The organism is Citrobacter freundii complex sp. 2025EL-00176 (genome assembly GCF_053309355.1).
Genome location: NZ_JBRYHT010000001.1, coordinates 548,067 through 566,120 on the forward strand (window position 1 = coordinate 548,067; position 18,054 = coordinate 566,120).

Sequence of the window (18,054 nt, forward strand, 5' to 3'; positions counted from 1 at the left end):
AATATCAAGAACAGTTACGCATTTGAACAGGGCTATCAGAGATAGCCCTGCCAATAAAACGTTTTAAAATTAGAACTGATAGTTTAAGGAAACCCAATAATTACGGCCTGGGTTTACGTATCCGGTGGTGGATTGCGCAGTCTGATAGTAATCACCTGCATAGGTGCTATTGCGACCTACCTGATACAGTTTGACGTCGCTGAAGTCTTTATCCAGTACGTTATTGACTGCCGTATTCAGCGTCAGGTCTTTGGTCAGCTTATAGGACATTCCCATATCAAGAACGGTCCATGCTTTTAAATTCGCGCCTTTGTCGTCATACACCGCCTTTTGTACCGCGCTGAGGTTAGCGTAATTTTCGGTAAAGCGGGGGGCCTTACCGCGATAACGGGCGCTCAACCAAGCGTTCATATCTTCTGTAGCCTGCCAGTTCAGGCGGGCGTTAGCCATATGTTTAGGGGTGTAGCTCAACGGCGCGCCTTTATTATCACCATCTTTTTGCTTGCTCTGTGTGTAGGTGTAGTTAAGGGATAAACTCAGTACATCCGACCAGAGAGGGAAGGTACTGGCGAATTCAATACCATCTGTCCTTGCCTTACCGCTGTTGGTATAGCTGTTGGTATTATCATCGATAGAATACGAGACAATTTTATTTTTATATTCGGTATAGAAGCCGGTAATGTTGGCGTTAAGTCCGGCCTCGTTCTCGTAATATAGCCCGGTTTCGTAGCTGATACTTTCTTCCGGCTTGAGGTCAGGGTTACCGACCGTATTAACGGTTCCTTGCGCAGTTACGCCGCTAATGCCGTTATGCAACTGGCTGAGTGAGGGCGCTTTATAACCTGTCGTGACACCGCCTTTGAGCGTCCATTCATCGGAGACATCCCAAACCATATAGGCGCGAGGACTGAGGTGACCGCCAAAGACATCATTATGTTCATAACGTGTACCTGCTGTTAACGCCAGTGAGTCGAGAATATGCCATTCATCTTCCGCATAGGCTGCCCACGTTTTTTGGTGGAACGTCTCGCCGGTATTGGCCAGTACGACACCGTCTTTCATTCGCGCATCCCAGTATTCCCCACCAAGGGTTAACAGGTGTGAGTCACCTAATGGTGTCAGTAGCACCGAGTCGAGAATGACGTTAGTGTTCTTCAGTTCTCGCGCATCACCGGCACGGCCAGCGTTCTCCGGCGTGAGTGCTGAGGAGACCAGTTGTCGACCTTTGTTCTCGGTCTCATTCCAGCCGAGGGAGGATTTCCAGGTGCCGAACGTTAAGGCGGTATCGTGGCCGAGAGTCACTTTGTTACGCTCATAGCGCAGCGTTTTATCATAACCCCCCGTCAGGTTGCCCAACTGTCCGTCGTCATTGTCATAGCGCTGTCTGGCAGAGTCGAGATCTAACCACAACGTATTGTTCTCATTGGTTTTCCAGTCCAGGCGCGTGCCGATATTATAGTTCTCAGATTCAGTAGGATAGGGGACGCGAGTAGAGGCGGTATCGCTCAAAGAGGTGACGCTTGAGCCCTGGCGCTGCGTTGTGCTTCCGCGAACCTGCATATCCAGCACGCCGGCGATTAACGGACCGCTGGACCAGAAGTTGGCGACTGTGCTGTTACCCCATTTATTACTTTCTTGCAGGTTAACGCCGGTATTGATGGAGGTGCTCCATTTATCGGTACTTTTTTTAGTAATGATATTCACCACGCCACCGATTGCGTCGGAGCCATACAGCGTCGACATTGGGCCGCGGATCACTTCGATATGATCGATTGCCGCCAGCGGTGGCATAAAGCTGGTATTCATGGCAGAGAAGCCGTTTGGCGTTACATCGCTGCTGCCGTTTTGACGAATACCGTCAATCAGTATCAGGGTATAGCTCGCAGGCATACCACGGATGCTGATCTCCAGACCACCGGTTTTACCGGTGCTGCTTTCAACATCCACGCCCTCTACTGAACGCAGGGCTTCACCTAAATCATTATATTTATTGGTTTGTAACTCTTGCTGCGAAATTACGGAAACACTGGCGGCTGCGTTGGTAATTTTCTTTTCGTAACCGGAGGCGGTGACGACCATGACATCTTCAGCAAAAACCAGGGGGCTGGTGAAACCCAGACAGGACAGAACGACAGAGGCAACAGGTTTTAAACGCATAGTCAAACTTCCTTTGTTAAATTTCAAAGGCAGTAAGATAATTGATGGAAATGATAATACAAATAATTATCATTACAAATTTACATAACTTGTCACTTCTGGTGTTTTTCTTGAATAAATATACATAAGTTGTCGTTAATTTAGCTTAAGAGAATGATCTTGAAGGCAATAGTCTGTATAGGTAATTATTAGACAGAAATTAATATGCCATTGAATAAAAGGCTAAATTTTAAACTGTTTCTGGGATTCACATCGTACTCATAACGGAGTATCAGAAAAAAGTATGATAATTTTAGAAAATCGTCATACTTTTCTGCGCCGCATCATTTTTTTCGCCAATTCTCTTCGCCATAATCCCTTTCCCAGGAGACTGCTTAACGACAATGCATCGTTAAGCGGCATATACATAACGCAAATCTGGATAAAATAATGATCAAAGGCAAGCTGGCACTCCTGACGTGTGCATTGACTCTCGCATTAACCTCACCACTCCTCGCCGCGCAGAATGCGGGCGGAGGTCAGACGTTAAAACTGGCGATTGGGCCGGAGCCAACGGAAGGGTTTGACCCGATGTTGGGCTGGAGTCATGGCAGCTATTTGCTTTTGCATGCACCGTTATTAAAACAAAATGCAGATATGAGCTGGGGGAACCTGCTGACGGAGAAGGTGGTGACCAGCGCTGACGGCAAAACCTGGACGCTGACGCTAAAACCCGACCTTAAGTTTTCTGATGGTTCGCCGCTCACCGCTGAAGATGTTGTGTTCACCTATAACAAAGCAGCAAAAAGCGGTGGGAAAATTGACATGGGGAACTTCGCTCATGCCAGCTTGAAAGATAACCGCACGGTAGAAGTGACGCTGAGCAGCCCGCAGAGCACGTTTGTGAATGTGCTGGGATCGTTAGGCATTGTTCCGGCAAAGCTTTATAACGAAAAAACATTCGCCAAAAATCCAATTGGTGCCGGTCCTTATCGGTTGGTGAGTTTCCAGCCCGGGCAGCAACTGATCGTGGAGGCTAATCCCTGGTATGCCGGGAAGAAAAATGACTTTAGTAAGCTGGTGTTTGTTTTCCTTGATGAAGATAACGCTTATGCCGCAGCACGCAGTGGGCAACTGGGATTAGTACGTATTGCGCCTTCGATGGCGGTCGCCCCTCAGCAGCAGAATTTGAAACTGTGGGTGCGTGACAGCGTGGAAAACCGGGGCATTGTGTTCCCGATGGTGCCGGCGGGTAAGAAAGACGCCAATGGTTATCCGATTGGTAACGATATCACCGCCGATGTCGCGATCAGACGCGCTATCAATTACGCCATTGACCGTAAGCAGCTCGCCGATCAGGTTATGGAAGGTCATGCGATCCCCGCCTATAGCGCGGTTCAGGGCCTGCCATGGCAGGGGCAGTCAGCCGCGTTCAAAGATGGCGACAGCGAAAAAGCGCTGACGATCCTGGAAGCAGCCGGCTGGAAAGTAGGGAAAGACGGTGTACGGGTGAAAGACGGTAAAGAGGCGCGTCTGACGTTGTGGTATGCCAGCGGTGACAGTACCCGCCGGGATTTAGCCGAAGCAGTTCGTGCGATGCTGGAGCCTGTGGGTATCCAGGTATCATTGCAATCCGGAAGCTGGGAAACCGTTGAGCGTCATATGCATGCCAACCCGACGCTGTTTGGCTGGGGAAGCCTGGATCCCATGGAACTGTTCCATCATTACAGCAATCAGGCTGCGGGCGTAGAGTATTACAACCCCGGTTACTACAGTAATTCTGTGGTTGAAGAGCATCTCAAACAGGCTATTGATGCACCGGACTGGCAAAAAGCGCTGCCTTTCTGGCAACAGGTTGAGTGGGATGGCAAGCAAGGCGCTGGTGTGCAGGGCGATGCCGCATGGGCATGGTTATTGAATATTCAGCACACTTACCTGGCAAATCCATGTATTGACTTAGGCAAAGGCGCACCGGAAATTCACGGGAGCTGGTCACTGCTCAATAATCTGGATGAATGGACCTGGACCTGCCGTTGATGAAGTCTGTAGTGGGCCATGTTCTTCGGCTGATGGTGTTATTAGTGCTGGTTGCGGCTGGCACTTTTGTGCTGCTCAGCTTTTCGCCGGTCGATCCGATTCGCGCCTATATCGGCAACGATCTCCTGCACGTGCCGCCGGAACAATATGCGCGTATCGCCGCTCGCTGGGGATTGGACCAGCCGCTGTTGGAGCGTTTTGCTAACTGGTTTATACGGGTATTGCAGGGCGATCTCGGCTACTCGATGTTGTTTAATGCGCCGGTTGCCAGCGTAATCAAGGAGCGCTTTGCTACCTCGTTTGCGCTGCTTAGCGGCGCATGGCTGCTCTCCGGTATCGTGGGGACGGCAATGGGATTTGTCGCAGGCCGCTACCTGAATCGCTGGCCGGATAAAGCAATTTGTCGCCTCAGCTATTTGCTTTCATCGTTGCCGACCTTCTGGATTGGCATGTTGCTGCTGGCGTTATTTGCCGTTCGCTGGCCGGTGTTCCCGGTCTGCTGTGCGTGGGAGCCGGGCAACAGCAGCGAGATGGCGACGCTGACCGAGCGTCTGCGCCATCTGGTGCTTCCCGTTTGTGCGCTAAGTTTGTTGGGGCTGGGGCAGATTACGCTGCATACGCGGGAAAGTATCGCCAGCGTAATGAAGAGCGAATTTGTCCGTTTCGCGCGCTCTCAGGGCGACAAAGGTTGGTCGCTGTTGCGCCATCAGGTTCTGCGCCACGCTATCACGCCCGCGCTGTGCTTGCAGTTCGCCTCGCTGGGAGAACTTTTGGGGGGCGCACTGCTGGCTGAAAAGGTCTTTGCTTATCCTGGGCTTGGGCAGGCGACCATTGATGCCGGATTGCGGGGTGATCTACCGTTACTGATGGGGATCGTCTTGTTTAGCACCGTGCTGGTTTTCATTGGCAATTCACTTTCTACCTGGTTTGTTCACCTGTTGAACCGTGCTCTGGAGCGACCCGATGCTCTATAATCCGACGCCGACGCTTATTCGTCTGGTGCTCTCTTTTAGCTGCCTGCTATTCATTGCGGTGTATGGCGCAGCCACGCTGGACAACCCGTTGAGCGTGAATTTACTTGCCCGTCATCTGCCCCCTGATGCGCTGTACTGGTTCGGTACCGATAACCTCGGTCGCGATCTGTGGGTGCGTTGCTTTCAGGGGGCGTTAACCAGTCTGCAAATTGGTATTGGCGCGGCCTTGTGCAGCGGCTTCATTGCGTTAATGATGGCGGCGGTTTCGCGCCTGCATCCACGTCTGGACGTGCTTATGCGCCTGATAACCGATGCCATGCTGTCGATGCCGCATCTGCTGCTGCTTATTTTGATTTGTTTTACGCTGGGTGGTGGGAAAAGTGGGGTGATCATGGCGGTGGCGCTAACCCACTGGCCGCGCCTCGCATTGATTCTACGTGCTGAAGCCGAGCGCGTTGCCCACAGCGATTATCTGACGCTGACATGGCGTCTGGGGCATGGTCATTTTTACTGCTGGCGACATCACTATCTACCGGCGCTGTTACCCCAGTGGCTCACGGGGACATTGCTGATGTTCCCCCATGCGGTGCTGCACAGCGCGGCGTTGAGTTTCCTTGGCTTTGGGCTGGCGCCGCATGAACCGTCGTTGGGCCTGCTGCTGGCGGATGCCCTGCGGTTTATCAGCCATGGCGACTGGTGGTTAGTGTTGTTTCCGGGGCTGATGCTATTCAGCTTGGTGATGTTATTCGATCAGCTCGCGAGGGCAGTGCATCGTTTATGGTTGCGAGGTGACCTATGTTGAGTTTAAGACAGGTCTCGCTGGACGTGGCGCGTTATCGTTGGTTCGGCGCGAGAAAATGGTCTCCGCTGTTGCAGGATATCTCTTTCGACGTAGCGCCCGGTCAGATGGTGGCGTTAGTGGGGGGAAGCGGTGAAGGGAAAAGTTTGCTCCTGCAATGTCTGCTCGATCTTTTACCGGAAAATTTGCGTCTCCACGGCGCAATAACTCTTGATGGCAAAACGTTGGGCAGTCATGACATTCGCGAATGTCGGGGCAATACCTTCAGCTATGTGCCGCAAGGCGTGCAGGCACTGAACCCGCTGCTCTCAATTGAAAAGCATTTACGTAGAGCAAGTCAGCTCTCCGGCCAAAACTGGAATGCCGGAAAAATAGAAAAATTGCTCCAGCGTAGTCAACTGGAAACCAGCGTATTAGATGCCTTCCCGCGTCAGCTTTCGGGCGGTATGGCGAAACGTGTTCTGGCCTGCCACGCGTCGCTGAGTCAGGCTCGCTATATTCTGGCTGACGAAATTACCGCCTGGCTTGATGCGCCATTAGCTAATCAACTGCTTGAGCAGTTGCGTGGTTTATGTGAACAGGGGGCTGGTGTTTTATGGGTGACGCACGATCTCACGCTGGCGGCCCAGCATGCGGATCGCATCGTCGCGCTGCATCAGGGAGGGGTGTCGGATAACGTTAGTCGTGAACAGCTGTTGCGCGGGGAAATGAGCGAGCATCTGCAACGTCAATGGCGGGCTCTGCCTGAGAGAAATCAATTATTTGGAGTGCGCGATGCTGTGCTGTCATGATGTCGTGATTCGCCAGGGAGGAAAGGTGCTGTGGCAAAACCTGTCTTTCTCTTTGTCCCCCGGTGAACGTATTGGGATTTGTGCGCCCAGTGGAACCGGCAAAACGACGTTGGGACGCGTGCTGGCGGGCTGGCAAAAGCCGACCTCGGGCGACATTCTTATCGATGGCCAGCCGCTACCGATGCATCAATATTGCCCAGTGCAGTTGGTACCGCAGCATCCGGAATTAACCTTTAACCCACGGCGTAGCACCGGCGATGCGGTTCATGACGCCTGGCTGCCTGGCGCGGAAATCCTTACCCGTCTGCATATCAAACCGGAATGGTTAACCCGTCGCCCTGGACAGCTTTCTGGTGGTGAACTGGCGCGAATCGCCATACTTCGCGCGCTGGACCCGCGTACCCGTTTTCTTATTGCCGATGAGATTACCGCCCAGCTCGATCCTTCTATTCAAAGAGATATCTGGGCGCTGCTGCTCGAAGAATGCCAGCGTCGACCATTAGGTATGCTGATTATCAGCCATCAGCAGGCGCTGCTTGATCAGATCTGCACGCGGGCGCTACTCTCCTCGGTATCTTCATCATTGCAGGCAGATAACTAACGTGAGCGTAAAATCAATAGCTATGGCCGCGCTATTGTGCGGGGCCGGTGTTTCTGCGACGCATGCTTCCATACAGGTAGGCTTTTCGCCGGAAGGTTCGGCTCGGGCTTTAGTACTGGATTCGATTAACCATGCCCAGCGAAGCATCGACATGATGGCGTATTCATTTCAGTCTGCAGATATTATTCAGGCGTTGGTGAATGCGGAAAAAAGAGGCGTTGTTGTCCGGGCGGTTATCGACAAAAAACGTAACCGGGGCAAGGTCAGTCAACATGCTATCGCGTATGCCACCGCCAACGGGGTCAATGTGCGACTGGATGGACACTACCACATCCAGCATGACAAGGTGATGATTATTGATGGCGACACGCTGGAGACCGGCTCGTTCAATTTTGCTAAATCCGCCGAATTCGCGAACTCCGAAAATATGTTGGTGATTCGTGGGGAGCCTGCCGTAGTGGCGCAATATCAAGCCCATTTTGACAGTCGGTGGAAGATTGCGAACCAGAGTGGCTAAACATTCACAACGGCGTTGATTAAATTGTAATGTTATATTATAACATTTCACTCGCAAATGATTTGAGGGTGAAATTTTGGCTATTCATTTAAAAAAACTGGCAATCGCTCTGGGAATGCTTTTGGTCAGTGGTCAGGTATTGGCTCACGGTCACCATTCGCATGGAGTTCCAATGAGTGAGACAGAACAAAAGGCGTCAGAAGGCGTATTTGATGATAATCAGGTACAGAACAGAGCGCTGACCGACTGGGATGGCATGTGGCAATCTGTCTATCCGTATCTGGTCAGTGGCGAACTTGATCCGGTATTCAAAAAGAAAGCGGAGAAAGATAAAAGCAAAACGGCAGAACAGATTAAAGATTATTACCGTCAAGGCTATGCAACTAACGTGGATACCATTGGCATTGAAAATGGTGTGATGGAATTTCATACCGGTAATCAGGTTACATCATGCAAATACGACTATGCCGGATATAAAATTTTGCACTATAAATCAGGCAAGAAAGGTGTACGTTATTTGTTTGAGTGTAAAGCTGCTGATAGCAAAGCGCCTAAATACGTTCAGTTCAGCGATCATATCATTGCTCCGCGCAAGTCAAGCCACTTCCATATTTTTATGGGAAATACCTCGCAGGCAGCCTTGCTCGAAGAGATGGAGAACTGGCCCACCTACTATCCTTATCAGTTGAAAGGTGAAGAGGTGGTGGATGAGATGCTGCACCATTAATCCGGACTAAGTTTATCTGTACATACCCGCCGCTCGCGGCGGGTATTTTAATTAACAACCTTCTCTTTCCATCCCCCTGCGCATTCGTTAGCATATTGTCTTGCAGCAAGTGCATGTGTTTTTTCAGGAAGAGGTTAACGTGTTTGCAGAGTATGGAGTTCTGAATTACTGGACATATCTGGTGGGGGCTATTTTTATCGTACTGGTTCCGGGGCCAAACACGATATTTGTGTTGAAGAATAGTGTCGGTCGGGGAGTGAAGGGCGGTTATCTCGCCGCAAGCGGTGTGTTTATCGGTGATGCTGTGTTGATGTTTTTGGCCTATGCCGGTGTTGCCGCTTTGATCAAAACCACGCCTGTTTTGTTTAATATTGTTCGTTATCTCGGCGCTTTTTATCTGCTGTATCTCGGTGCGAAGATCCTGTACGCCACGCTGAAATCGAAGGCGAGCGACGCCGCGGCTGAAGAAGTCCCGTTTGGTGCCATTTTCAAGCGCGCTTTAATTCTGAGCCTGACTAATCCCAAAGCTATCCTGTTTTATGTTTCGTTCTTCGTGCAGTTCATTGATGTCAATGCGCCGCACTCAGGGCTGTCATTCTTTATTCTGGCTATTACGCTCGAGATAGTGAGCTTTTTCTACCTGAGTTTCCTTATTTTCTCCGGCGCGTTTGTGACCCAGTACATTCGTACCAAGAAGAAGTTGGCTAAGGTGGGTAACTCACTTATCGGTCTGATTTTCGTTGGTTTTGCTGCCCGTCTGGCGACACTTCAGTCGTAATCATTGGCCCGCTGAATATGGCGGGCTGCAATTTTCAGCTTTTCTTCCCCACGCATATCAGCTGATGGTTATAACCAATAAATGGTATTTTAAATGTATATTTTGAGGCGTACTCTGTGCACAGCAGCGGTTGAATAAGACTCGCTGGTTGTCGACTGGAAAAGGGAAGAAAAATGCTTCAAATTCCACAGAATCATATCCATACACGCTCAACTCCGTTCTGGAACAAAGAAACTGCACCTGCCGGAATTTTCGAACGCCACCTTGATAAAGGCACCCGTGCCGGGGTTTATCCTCGACTGTCAGTTATGCAGGGGGCGGTCAAATATCTCGGCTATGCAGATGAACACAGCCCGGAGCCCGTAGAGGTGATGGTTATTGAAGCCGGTCAGTTTGGCGTTTTTCCGCCGGAAAAATGGCATAACATCGAAGTGATGACCGACGACACTTACTTTAATATCGATTTTTTCGTTGCCCCGGAAGTTCTGATGGAGAGTGCAAATCAACGAAAAGTCGTGCGCACTGGCAAGGAGTAAATCATGGGCAAAGCAACCTATACCGTCACCGTAACCAATAACAGCAACGGTGTGTCTGTCGATTACGAAACCGAAGCGCCGATGACATTATTGGTTCCGGATGTCGCGGCAGAAGTGGTCAAAGACCTGGTCAATACCGTCCGTTCATATGATACCGAAAATGAGCATGAAGTCTGCGGATGGTAGTGCTTTGACTTCTGCTACCGTTTGAACTGATTGATTTTTAAATTGAAAACCGCACTGCGTTTTGATGGCGCAGGGCGGTTTTTTATTTGAGCCGGATAGATCGCGGTCTGGAAAAAGATTTATTAAGAATACCTTAAGAAATTCGCATTGTTTGCTAATAGTTGATCATTCACAGGAGTTATGATCGAGCACCAGTTACAATACAGAACTCCGCGCTTATATGAAATTGAATACCCGAGTCACATTATCCACATTCATTCTTGGACTTGTCCTCGTAGCGATCCCGTTCACCGCGAACTGGCATCTCCCTCTGCTCAATGGCACGGTCGTCACATGGATTGAAAATGGCCAGGCGCTATGGTTATTGTTTGGTGCAGTATTTACTCTTTGCTACATCCGGCCTTTATCGCGTCCTGCCGGTGAGAAGCAATTTTGGCTTTGGGCGGCGGTATGGTGGCTGGTATTGCTGGGCCGAAGCACCAGTTGGGGCCGTGATTACTTCCCGGAGCATCCTAAACTGCTGTTCAGAGCTATCTCAGTCGTGTTAATTGCGATGATTATTCTGCCGGTCCTGCTGTCGAAGCACTTACGCCAGGATATTGCCCGCCGCTTGCGCAATGAACCACTACCGCTGTGGCTACTTGCGATCACCGTCTGCGCATTTTTGATTTCCGACACAGTGGAGCATCATCGCCTACTGGCCCCTGTCTTTTTGCATAACGCCAGTTACGGCGATTTGATTGAAGAATTGTACGAACTGCCGTTTATGGCGGGACTGTTTCTGATGAACCTCAGTTTTATGCAGCGGGATAAACAGCACGAGTCTGCCGCTATTCGTTTCAGTGAACCGCAGCTGGCGAAGTAGTTGGAAAAGGCCTGAGTCTGAAAAGCCAGACTCAGGCGGTCAGGACGATAATTTACGCAATGGCCTCACACAAGCGTGATTTCATTTCGCTATACGTTTGCGCCGCATACTTCTCTGCCCATCCCTGATCGGTAATATGCTCAATATTTACCGCACAATATTTGGTTTCCGGCGTTTTCGAGATCGGATCAAGGTTATCCTGTGTTAACTCGTTACACGCGCCAATCCACCATTGATAGGTCATATACACTGTTCCGGCATTAATACGCTCGGATACATCCGCACGGCTGATGACCTTGCCTCGGCGCGAGCTTACCCATACCAGGTCACGATGACGGATACCCAGTTTTTCTGCATCATCGGTGTTGATCTGAACATATCCAGGCTCATCTGCCAGCGCCTGTAATGCCGCGCAGTTGCCGGTCATGGAGCGGCAGGAGTAGTGTCCGACTTCGCGCACGGTACACAACACCAACGGATAGTTCTCATCAGGGACTTCAGCGGGAGCACGCCACGGCGCGGCAAACAGTTTGCCTTTGCCATTAGCGGTATCGAACCGGCTGTGTGCGTAAAGATACGGTGTGCCTGGGTGATCGAGATCCGGACAAGGCCACTGAACATGACCCATTTCACCCATTTTCTCATAGGTCACGCCATAGAATAGCGGGCACAGTTCGCGCATCTCATCCCAGATTTGCTGGTTATTTTGGTACTGCATCGGGTAGCCCATTTCGCTGGCCAACAGACTGATAATTTCCCAGTCACGTTTTACATCCCCGCTGGGTTCAATCGCTTGCTCGAAACGCTGGAAGCCACGATCGGCGCAGGTAAAGACGCCACCGTGTTCGCCCCATGATGTTGCAGGCAACAGGACGTCGGCCATCTCTGCCGTTTTGGTCATGAAGATATCCTGCACGACGACAAAATCGAGCGCGTTAAATCCTTCCCGGACCAGCCCCAAATCAGCCTCGGTTTGCAGCGGATCCTCTCCCATGATGTAGTAGGCTTTGATTTTGCCTTCAATCGCCAGATGCGGAACTTCGGTGATGCGCGTTCCAACTTTGTCATCCATCTGATTAACGTCAATACCCCAGGCGGTGGCAAATTTCTCCCTGACGGCAAAATCGGTTACGTCCTGATACCCCGGAAACTGGTTAGGCAGCACGCCCATATCACATGCGCCCTGCACGTTATTTTGCCCGCGTACCGGGCCAACGCCGACGTTTGGACGTCCCAGATTCCCGGTCAGTAAGGCCAGGCTCGACAGCCCACGGACAACGTCAACGGCCTGACCAAACTGCGTGACGCCCATTCCCCACATCACGGTTGCCGATGGCGCAGCCGCAAATGTACGCATCGCCTGACGAACCTGTTGTGCAGGAACGCCGGTTAAATGTTCTACAGCTTCGGGAGCATAGTCCTTAACGGTTTCCCAGTATGTTTCCAGACCTTCGGCATGCTTATGCACGTACTCGCGATCGTAAAGCTGCTCTTCAATAAGCACATGACCAAAGGCGTTGACCAGCGCCATGTTACAACCATTTTTTAACTGCAAGTGCTGATCGGCGATACGGGCGGTTTCAATACGGCGGGGGTCGCAAACAATGATTTTCGCGCCGTTCTGGCGAGCTTTAATCACCCGACGGGCCACAATAGGGTGTGAGTCCGCGCAGTTATAACCAAAGATGAGCAGGCATTTTGAGTTTTCAATCTCGCTGATGGAGTTGCTCATTGCGCCATTGCCCAGCGTTTCCTGTAGACCGGCAACGGAAGGGCCGTGACAGACGCGGGCACAGCAATCGACATTGTTGGTGTTGAGCACCCCACGGGCGAATTTTTGCATCACATAGTTGGTCTCATTCCCTGTTCCCCGGGAGGAGCCTGTCGTCATAATGGCGCGAGGACCATAGGTGTTTTTTATTTCAGATAAGCGTTTAGCGGTGTAACGAATGGCTTCATCCCAGCTAACGGGAGTGAATTTTCCACCTTTTTCATAACGGATCATCGGGCGAGTCAGACGGGGAGTCAGAAGACGGGTGTCGTTCAGAAAGTCCCAACCATAGTAGCCTTTCAGGCATAACTGATTTTGGTTCGTTACACCCTCAGCGGCTTCGGCGCGGATGATTTTGTTATTTTCAACAACAAGCTTGAGCTTGCACCCGGCCCCACAGTATGGGCATACACTGGTGATTTTTTTCATCAATAACAGACCTGTTAAATGCTGAAATAGCGCGAATTGTAGACGGAGCCACGCGAATCGGTATCACGGGCCACGATTTGTCGTAGCGACGGGCTGTCAAAGCATAAAGCATGCCAAAGATAAAAACCCAGTATTGGCAGGGGTAACTGCCCAAGGAGCAGAGAGAAATGACTGTCGATTCGTCACTATTGACGAGAAGCGTCAAAAATATCACCGTCTTGACGTTGGTTTAACTCTATGAAACATCAGAAAAAGATGAAAATCACAGGTGATACCGATCACAAATTTTAATTTTTCAGCGCTATGCTATGCTTTTATACAACGAGTCAATCGTTAACCTAAAAACATAAGTGAGGAAAATAATGGGCATTCTTTCATGGGTAATTTTCGGTCTTATCGCGGGGATTTTGGCAAAATGGATTATGCCGGGTAAAGATGGCGGCGGATTCTTTATGACCATTATCTTAGGGGTCGTTGGTGCGGTGGTTGGCGGCTGGATCAGTACCTTCTTTGGCTTTGGTAAAGTTGATGGCTTCAACTTCGGCAGTTTCGTCGTAGCGGTTATCGGTGCGATCGTGGTGTTGTTTATCTACAGAAAGATCAAAAGCTAACTCATTATACAGAGATGAAAGGCCACTGAAGTGTGGCCTTTTTATTGGTTACCACCAGCCTAGTTCCGTACCCAGAACTACGATGATCGCCACGCCAATCATAATGAGCGTTGTTTTTTTCATCGTTATGCACCCGGCGCAGCGTAGCCGCCAACAAAAAACCAGGATAAGAAAACGACAGCGGAAATAAAAATGATGACGGGGAAAATAATACCGAGTCGCATAGGATTATCTGCCAGAGTTATTTAAAGACGAGCCAGCATAGCAGGGCTTAATGTACGACAAAAGTGGTTTTATCCTGCCGCTTTTTATCTTTGTACATGGCGCTGTCTGCCATGTGGAGCGCACAGTTTACATCGGTCTCATGCGGATCAATTTCCACCACGCCCAGACTGGCTCCAGGATAAAACAGATGGACGCTGCCCATGTGATAGTCGCCACAAATTCGCTGTTGCAGCTGATTTTTCACCTTTTGCAGGTGCCCGCACCGATCGCTTTCACTTTCCGGCGACAGGCTAACGACTAAAAATTCGTCACCACCCAGTCGACCGAGAATATCATTGTCGCTGCATTCGTGGAGCAGGCGCTGTCCGATCTGGATCAGGAACTGGTCGCCAACCTCATGACCAAAGCGGTCATTAATCAGTTTGAAATCATCCAAATCGATATAGGCAACGACGACCTTCTGCTGAAGATGTCGGGCAAGCGAAAATAGGGTTTCAACATTTTCAAAAATCGAGCGTCGGTTCGGTAGCCCGGTCAGCGCATCGGTGTAGGAATGAGCAATCAGCGCGGCGTTGGCTTCGCGTAACTGCGCGACCAGCGACTCTTTTTGAATAGACTGGGCGATCAGGCCCGCAAACAGATGCAGCACTTGTTCACCTCGCTCGCTCAATGCCTGCTGGCGGCGACTGGTGGCGCAGAGCGTACCGTAAAACGTTCCATCCGGAAGATGAACAGGCGTGCTCAGAAACGTGGTGATTTCCAGTGCACGGGCTGCGCTGCATTCCGGCCAGCGTGCGGGCACGTTGTCGCTGTACAGACAGTTATCCTCGATGGCACGTTTGCATAGCGTCTCATCCCACGGGACGGACAGCCCTTCCGGGATCTGCATTTGTTTGCTATTGCGCGCGTACAAAATATGCTGCAGACGAGCATCTAAATCGACCTTGGTTAAATAGGTTGATTCCATCTCTGTCACCACCTCCAGCATCTCCAGAAGTTGCCGGACCAGACTCTCAACAGACTGCTCCGTGGCTAAGGATTGCGAGACTCTGGCGAGGATCATGTCCGACATGAAGTGTAAATACTCCTGAGTAATGACAAGGCTGGCGTTGCCCGCATGATAGAACATCATGGTGAAAGATGAAACACGCTATCCAGCGCAGAATGTAAACATAAAATGGATAGTTAGCAGGAAAACATGGAGATAGGTGGAAAGTCAGGGTAACCTGCCAGGATAAGGTTTTTAACAGGAGTAGATATGAAACTGGCGTCTGTTGTTTTGCCCGCCATGCTGGTGTTGGCAGGATGTAGTACCCCACAACCAGAAGCGCCAATGCCACCGAAAATTGGCATGGCGAATCCGGCATCGGTGTATTGCGAACAAAAGGGCGGCTCGCTGATCGCGGTGCAGACTCCGCAAGGGGTAAGGTCTGACTGCAAACTCCCCGGAGGGGAAGCGATCGATGAATGGGAACTCTGGCGTAGAGATCATCCGGCAGCGGGGAAGTGATCCGCGGTTAGTATTGACGTAGCCACTCAGCCAGCACCAGCGCGTGGTTTTGCTGAGTATTCTTCGCCGCATACAGTAGCGTTAAGGTTTGCTGCCGGGCAATCTCTGCGAGGCGCTTGCCTTCCTGCTGCTGTTGGGCCAGTTCGGTGCGATACAGCTGGGAGAAGTGCGCAAAATCAATCAGTTCTGCGTGGAATGCTTTACGTAAATCTGATGACGGCGTCAGCGCTTTATTCCATTCATTGAAAGCAAGGTCGGTCTTTTTTATCCCGCGTGGCCACAACCGGTCGACCAGGACGCGATAACCATCGCTTGTTTCTGCCGGCTCATACACGCGTTTACACTGAATATTCATCTCTTCATCCGCTCCGTTAAGCTGCCGCTTTGGTTTTTAGCATCATTTTTATTACGGTTAAATAAGATCCCAAAACGTGACCATTATAGCATTTTGCCAGCCCGGACTCCCAATTTAAGGGATTGTGATACCGATGAAAAGTCGGTAGGCTGAGGCTCCTTATGTTGTCCCTCATTGTCTGGACATAAGGAAAGCTTAATGGACATTTCCCCGATAAAAGATACGCTTCGCATTGCGCTGGTGGGCGATTACAACCCCGAGATTGTGGCGCACCAGGCGATTCCCCTTGCTATTGATGATGCTGCTGCCGTGCTGGAGTTGGTGGCTGATTATGACTGGCTAACCACTTCTGATATCAATAGCAGCGAAGATCTGATTGGCTATGATGCCATCTGGGTCGTGCCAGGCAGCCCCTATCGACACCCGGAAGGGGCGCTGATCGCGATACGCTATGCACGCGAAAACAGCATTCCATTTTTAGGCACCTGTGGTGGTTTCCAACACGCCATACTGGAGTATGCCCGTAACGTGCTGGGCTGGAGCGATGCCGCACATGCAGAAACGGATACCTCTGGGCGAATGGTGATCGCGCCGTTGACCTGCTCGTTGGTAGAAAAAACAGACGATATTGAGCTACGGGCCAATACGCTGATTGCGAAAGCCTACGGACGCGATGCTATCTCGGAGGGGTATCACTGCAACTATGGTGTGGCGGACGCTTTTGCCGCCGAGCTTGAGAGCGGCGATCTCCGGGTGACCGGTTGGGATGACGCCGGGGATATCCGCGCCATTGAGCTGGTAACGCATCCTTTTTTTGTTGGCACACTCTTTCAGCATGAACGTGGCGCGCTGGCGGGAAAACCCGTGCCGTTAGTCCAGGCGATGCTCCGCGCCGCACGGGGATAAAATGCCGGGCAGGCGGTTAGCTCACCTGCCCGCAACATTATGCGTTGGCGATCTCCCGATCGCGCCCAGCGCACAGACCAAACACGGCCATCAGCATCGCTAACACGGCGACACCCGCTAATGGAATCAGCCAGCTACCGTTGAGGTCGTGAATTTTCCCCATCAAGGGTGGCCCGCAGGCGGCCAGTAAGTACCCGACAGACTGCGCCATTCCGGACAGAGCTGCGGCCTGATGTGCAGAGCTTGCGCGCAGGCCAATGAAGGTCAAGCCGAGGATCATGGTCGCACCTGAGCCAAAGCCAAACAGAATGGTCCATAGCAAAGCCTGGTTGGGCATTATGGCGAATCCCGCCGCGCCAACGGCGCACATTATCGAAACCAGGGCGGCGATGGCACGCTGATCCTTGAATCTGTTCAGGACGAGGGGAATCAATAACCCTGGCGCGGCGGTCGCCAGTTGCAGTAAACCGTGCAACGAACCGGCCTGCGCCTCGCTGTAACCGTAGCTGATTAAAATGGCGGGTAACCAGCCGATGATCACGTAATAGATAAGCGAGTTGATTCCCAGAAACAGGGTCACCTGCCAGGCGAGGCTGGAGCGCCAGATAGCACGGGAATGTAATGCGCGTGAGTTACTCAGGCTGGCATTTCCTGTCTGACGGCATTGGGGTAACCAGATAACCAGCGCCAGCAGCGGAAAAACCATCAGTACCATCAGTGCGCCGCGCCAGCCAAATCCATTTAACGCCAGCGGAACAACCATGGCTGAACCCAACGCCGCCGCTGCGCCCATGGTTAGCGAGTAAGCGCCAGTCAGTTTTGCCACATGCTGGGCATAATCACGCTTAATTAGCCCCGGCAACAGCACATTTCCCAGGGCGATTCCGCACCCGATGATGGCGGTGCCGCTAAACAGTAATCCCGGTGAGGGCAGCGAGCGTATCGTAATACCGGCGCAAATCAGCAGCATAGCGGCAAACAGGCTGCGTTCGATGCCCCAGCGGCGCGCAACGGCTGCGGCCAGAGGTGATACCAGCGCGAAGGCCAGCAGCGGAAGGGTAGTCAACAGTCCCGTCTGGGCAGTACTCAGACCGTAGTCGGCGCGAATGGCATCTAACAGTGGGGCGGCGCCGGTAAAGGTAACGCGCAGCGTGGTGGCAATCATCAGGATACCCGCGATCAGCAAAGCAGCGTTTTTACCGCGGGAGGAAGGCGTATTTATCATTTTTTTCTCATATTGTCAGGCGAGGCGATACCTTAGCGTTTTTACTCCATGAGTGAATCAAGCTAAAATGACAGT

21 protein-coding genes are annotated in these 18,054 nt (G+C 51.3%); 14 read left to right on the forward strand and 7 right to left on the reverse strand.

Translation table 11 applies throughout. From position 1 onward, the window contains the following. Window positions 1–69: 69 nt before the first annotated feature. On the reverse strand, window positions 70–2,157 hold the full coding sequence (locus ACVXHP_RS02695; RefSeq protein WP_304698043.1) for a TonB-dependent receptor: 2,088 nt from the start codon (window positions 2,155–2,157) through the stop codon (window positions 70–72). A gap of 429 nt (window positions 2,158–2,586) precedes the next feature. Here ACVXHP_RS02695 and ACVXHP_RS02700 point away from each other — a divergent pair, with 429 nt between their 5' ends. The 11 genes from ACVXHP_RS02700 to ACVXHP_RS02750 all read left to right on the forward strand — a co-directional run bounded on the left by ACVXHP_RS02700 (window position 2,587) and on the right by ACVXHP_RS02750 (window position 10,947). Further along, window positions 2,587–4,173, forward strand: a complete 1,587-nt coding sequence (locus ACVXHP_RS02700; protein ID WP_447570796.1) for an ABC transporter substrate-binding protein — start codon at window positions 2,587–2,589, stop codon at window positions 4,171–4,173. After that, a complete protein-coding gene (locus tag ACVXHP_RS02705) occupies window positions 4,173–5,147 on the forward strand; it encodes an ABC transporter permease (protein WP_447571139.1) in 975 nt (324 codons plus the stop codon). Before ACVXHP_RS02700 ends, ACVXHP_RS02705 begins: the two co-directional genes overlap by 1 nt. Further along, a complete protein-coding gene (locus tag ACVXHP_RS02710; protein WP_200006687.1) occupies window positions 5,137–5,949 on the forward strand; it encodes an ABC transporter permease in 813 nt (270 codons plus the stop codon). The genes ACVXHP_RS02705 and ACVXHP_RS02710 overlap by 11 nt, the downstream gene beginning before the upstream one ends. Beyond that, window positions 5,943–6,737: an ATP-binding cassette domain-containing protein gene (locus ACVXHP_RS02715; RefSeq protein WP_316130079.1), complete on the forward strand. Its 795-nt coding sequence runs from the start codon at window positions 5,943–5,945 to the stop codon at window positions 6,735–6,737. The genes ACVXHP_RS02710 and ACVXHP_RS02715 overlap by 7 nt, the downstream gene beginning before the upstream one ends. Then, on the forward strand, window positions 6,721–7,338 hold the full coding sequence (locus ACVXHP_RS02720) for an ATP-binding cassette domain-containing protein (protein WP_447570797.1): 618 nt from the start codon (window positions 6,721–6,723) through the stop codon (window positions 7,336–7,338). The genes ACVXHP_RS02715 and ACVXHP_RS02720 overlap by 17 nt, the downstream gene beginning before the upstream one ends. A gap of 1 nt (window position 7,339) precedes the next feature. Beyond that, window positions 7,340–7,855 (forward strand): phospholipase D family nuclease, encoded by a 516-nt coding sequence (locus ACVXHP_RS02725; protein ID WP_447570798.1) that lies wholly within the window; start codon window positions 7,340–7,342, stop codon window positions 7,853–7,855. Between the two features lie 76 nt (window positions 7,856–7,931). Then, the gene (zinT, locus tag ACVXHP_RS02730; RefSeq protein WP_200006683.1) at window positions 7,932–8,582 is read left to right on the forward strand and encodes a metal-binding protein ZinT; all 651 of its coding nucleotides are present in this window, start codon (window positions 7,932–7,934) and stop codon (window positions 8,580–8,582) included. 139 nt (window positions 8,583–8,721) lie between these two features. Continuing rightward, on the forward strand, window positions 8,722–9,360 hold the full coding sequence (leuE, locus tag ACVXHP_RS02735) for a leucine efflux protein LeuE (RefSeq protein ID WP_032940118.1): 639 nt from the start codon (window positions 8,722–8,724) through the stop codon (window positions 9,358–9,360). 173 nt (window positions 9,361–9,533) lie between these two features. Further along, window positions 9,534–9,896 (forward strand): DUF1971 domain-containing protein YeaR, encoded by a 363-nt coding sequence (gene yeaR, locus ACVXHP_RS02740; protein WP_003030735.1) that lies wholly within the window; start codon window positions 9,534–9,536, stop codon window positions 9,894–9,896. Between the two features lie 3 nt (window positions 9,897–9,899). Then, window positions 9,900–10,082: a DUF1869 domain-containing protein gene (locus ACVXHP_RS02745; protein WP_003832433.1), complete on the forward strand. Its 183-nt coding sequence runs from the start codon at window positions 9,900–9,902 to the stop codon at window positions 10,080–10,082. 220 nt (window positions 10,083–10,302) lie between these two features. Then, window positions 10,303–10,947: a hypothetical protein gene (locus ACVXHP_RS02750; protein WP_447570799.1), complete on the forward strand. Its 645-nt coding sequence runs from the start codon at window positions 10,303–10,305 to the stop codon at window positions 10,945–10,947. Between the two features lie 52 nt (window positions 10,948–10,999). Here the strand turns inward: ACVXHP_RS02750 and fdhF are convergent, their stop codons facing one another. Next, window positions 11,000–13,147: a formate dehydrogenase subunit alpha gene (gene fdhF / locus ACVXHP_RS02755; RefSeq protein ID WP_447570800.1), complete on the reverse strand. Its 2,148-nt coding sequence runs from the start codon at window positions 13,145–13,147 to the stop codon at window positions 11,000–11,002. A gap of 362 nt (window positions 13,148–13,509) precedes the next feature. Here fdhF and ACVXHP_RS02760 point away from each other — a divergent pair, with 362 nt between their 5' ends. Continuing rightward, the gene (locus tag ACVXHP_RS02760; protein WP_042308928.1) at window positions 13,510–13,758 is read left to right on the forward strand and encodes a GlsB/YeaQ/YmgE family stress response membrane protein; all 249 of its coding nucleotides are present in this window, start codon (window positions 13,510–13,512) and stop codon (window positions 13,756–13,758) included. Between the two features lie 48 nt (window positions 13,759–13,806). Here the strand turns inward: ACVXHP_RS02760 and yoaJ are convergent, their stop codons facing one another. From yoaJ to ACVXHP_RS02775, 3 genes are read right to left on the reverse strand one after another with little or no spacing between them, the layout of a single operon-like run. Next, a complete protein-coding gene (gene yoaJ / locus ACVXHP_RS02765) occupies window positions 13,807–13,881 on the reverse strand; it encodes a protein YoaJ (RefSeq protein WP_099530266.1) in 75 nt (24 codons plus the stop codon). A 2-nt stretch (window positions 13,882–13,883) separates the two neighbouring features. Continuing rightward, entirely contained in the window at window positions 13,884–13,982 is a 99-nt protein-coding gene (locus ACVXHP_RS02770; RefSeq protein ID WP_038640017.1) for a YoaK family small membrane protein, read from the reverse strand. A 47-nt stretch (window positions 13,983–14,029) separates the two neighbouring features. After that, window positions 14,030–15,055, reverse strand: coding sequence for a sensor domain-containing diguanylate cyclase (locus ACVXHP_RS02775; RefSeq protein ID WP_447570801.1), 1,026 nt, complete (start codon window positions 15,053–15,055; stop codon window positions 14,030–14,032). A gap of 186 nt (window positions 15,056–15,241) precedes the next feature. On the opposite strand from ACVXHP_RS02775, the gene ACVXHP_RS02780 reads away from it, so the two are divergent. Next, the gene (locus tag ACVXHP_RS02780) at window positions 15,242–15,493 is read left to right on the forward strand and encodes a putative hemolysin (protein ID WP_048226826.1); all 252 of its coding nucleotides are present in this window, start codon (window positions 15,242–15,244) and stop codon (window positions 15,491–15,493) included. A gap of 7 nt (window positions 15,494–15,500) precedes the next feature. On the opposite strand, the gene ACVXHP_RS02785 is transcribed toward ACVXHP_RS02780, so the two are convergent. Then, complete coding sequence (locus ACVXHP_RS02785; RefSeq protein ID WP_447570802.1) at window positions 15,501–15,848, reverse strand: DUF488 domain-containing protein; 348 nt, start codon at window positions 15,846–15,848, stop codon at window positions 15,501–15,503. Window positions 15,849–16,046: 198 nt separating this feature from the next. On the opposite strand from ACVXHP_RS02785, the gene ACVXHP_RS02790 reads away from it, so the two are divergent. Continuing rightward, a complete protein-coding gene (locus tag ACVXHP_RS02790; RefSeq protein ID WP_447570803.1) occupies window positions 16,047–16,754 on the forward strand; it encodes a CTP synthase C-terminal region-related (seleno)protein in 708 nt (235 codons plus the stop codon). Window positions 16,755–16,791: 37 nt separating this feature from the next. Here the strand turns inward: ACVXHP_RS02790 and ACVXHP_RS02795 are convergent, their stop codons facing one another. Continuing rightward, entirely contained in the window at window positions 16,792–17,979 is a 1,188-nt protein-coding gene (locus ACVXHP_RS02795; protein ID WP_447570804.1) for a CynX/NimT family MFS transporter, read from the reverse strand. Window positions 17,980–18,054: the final 75 nt, after the last annotated feature.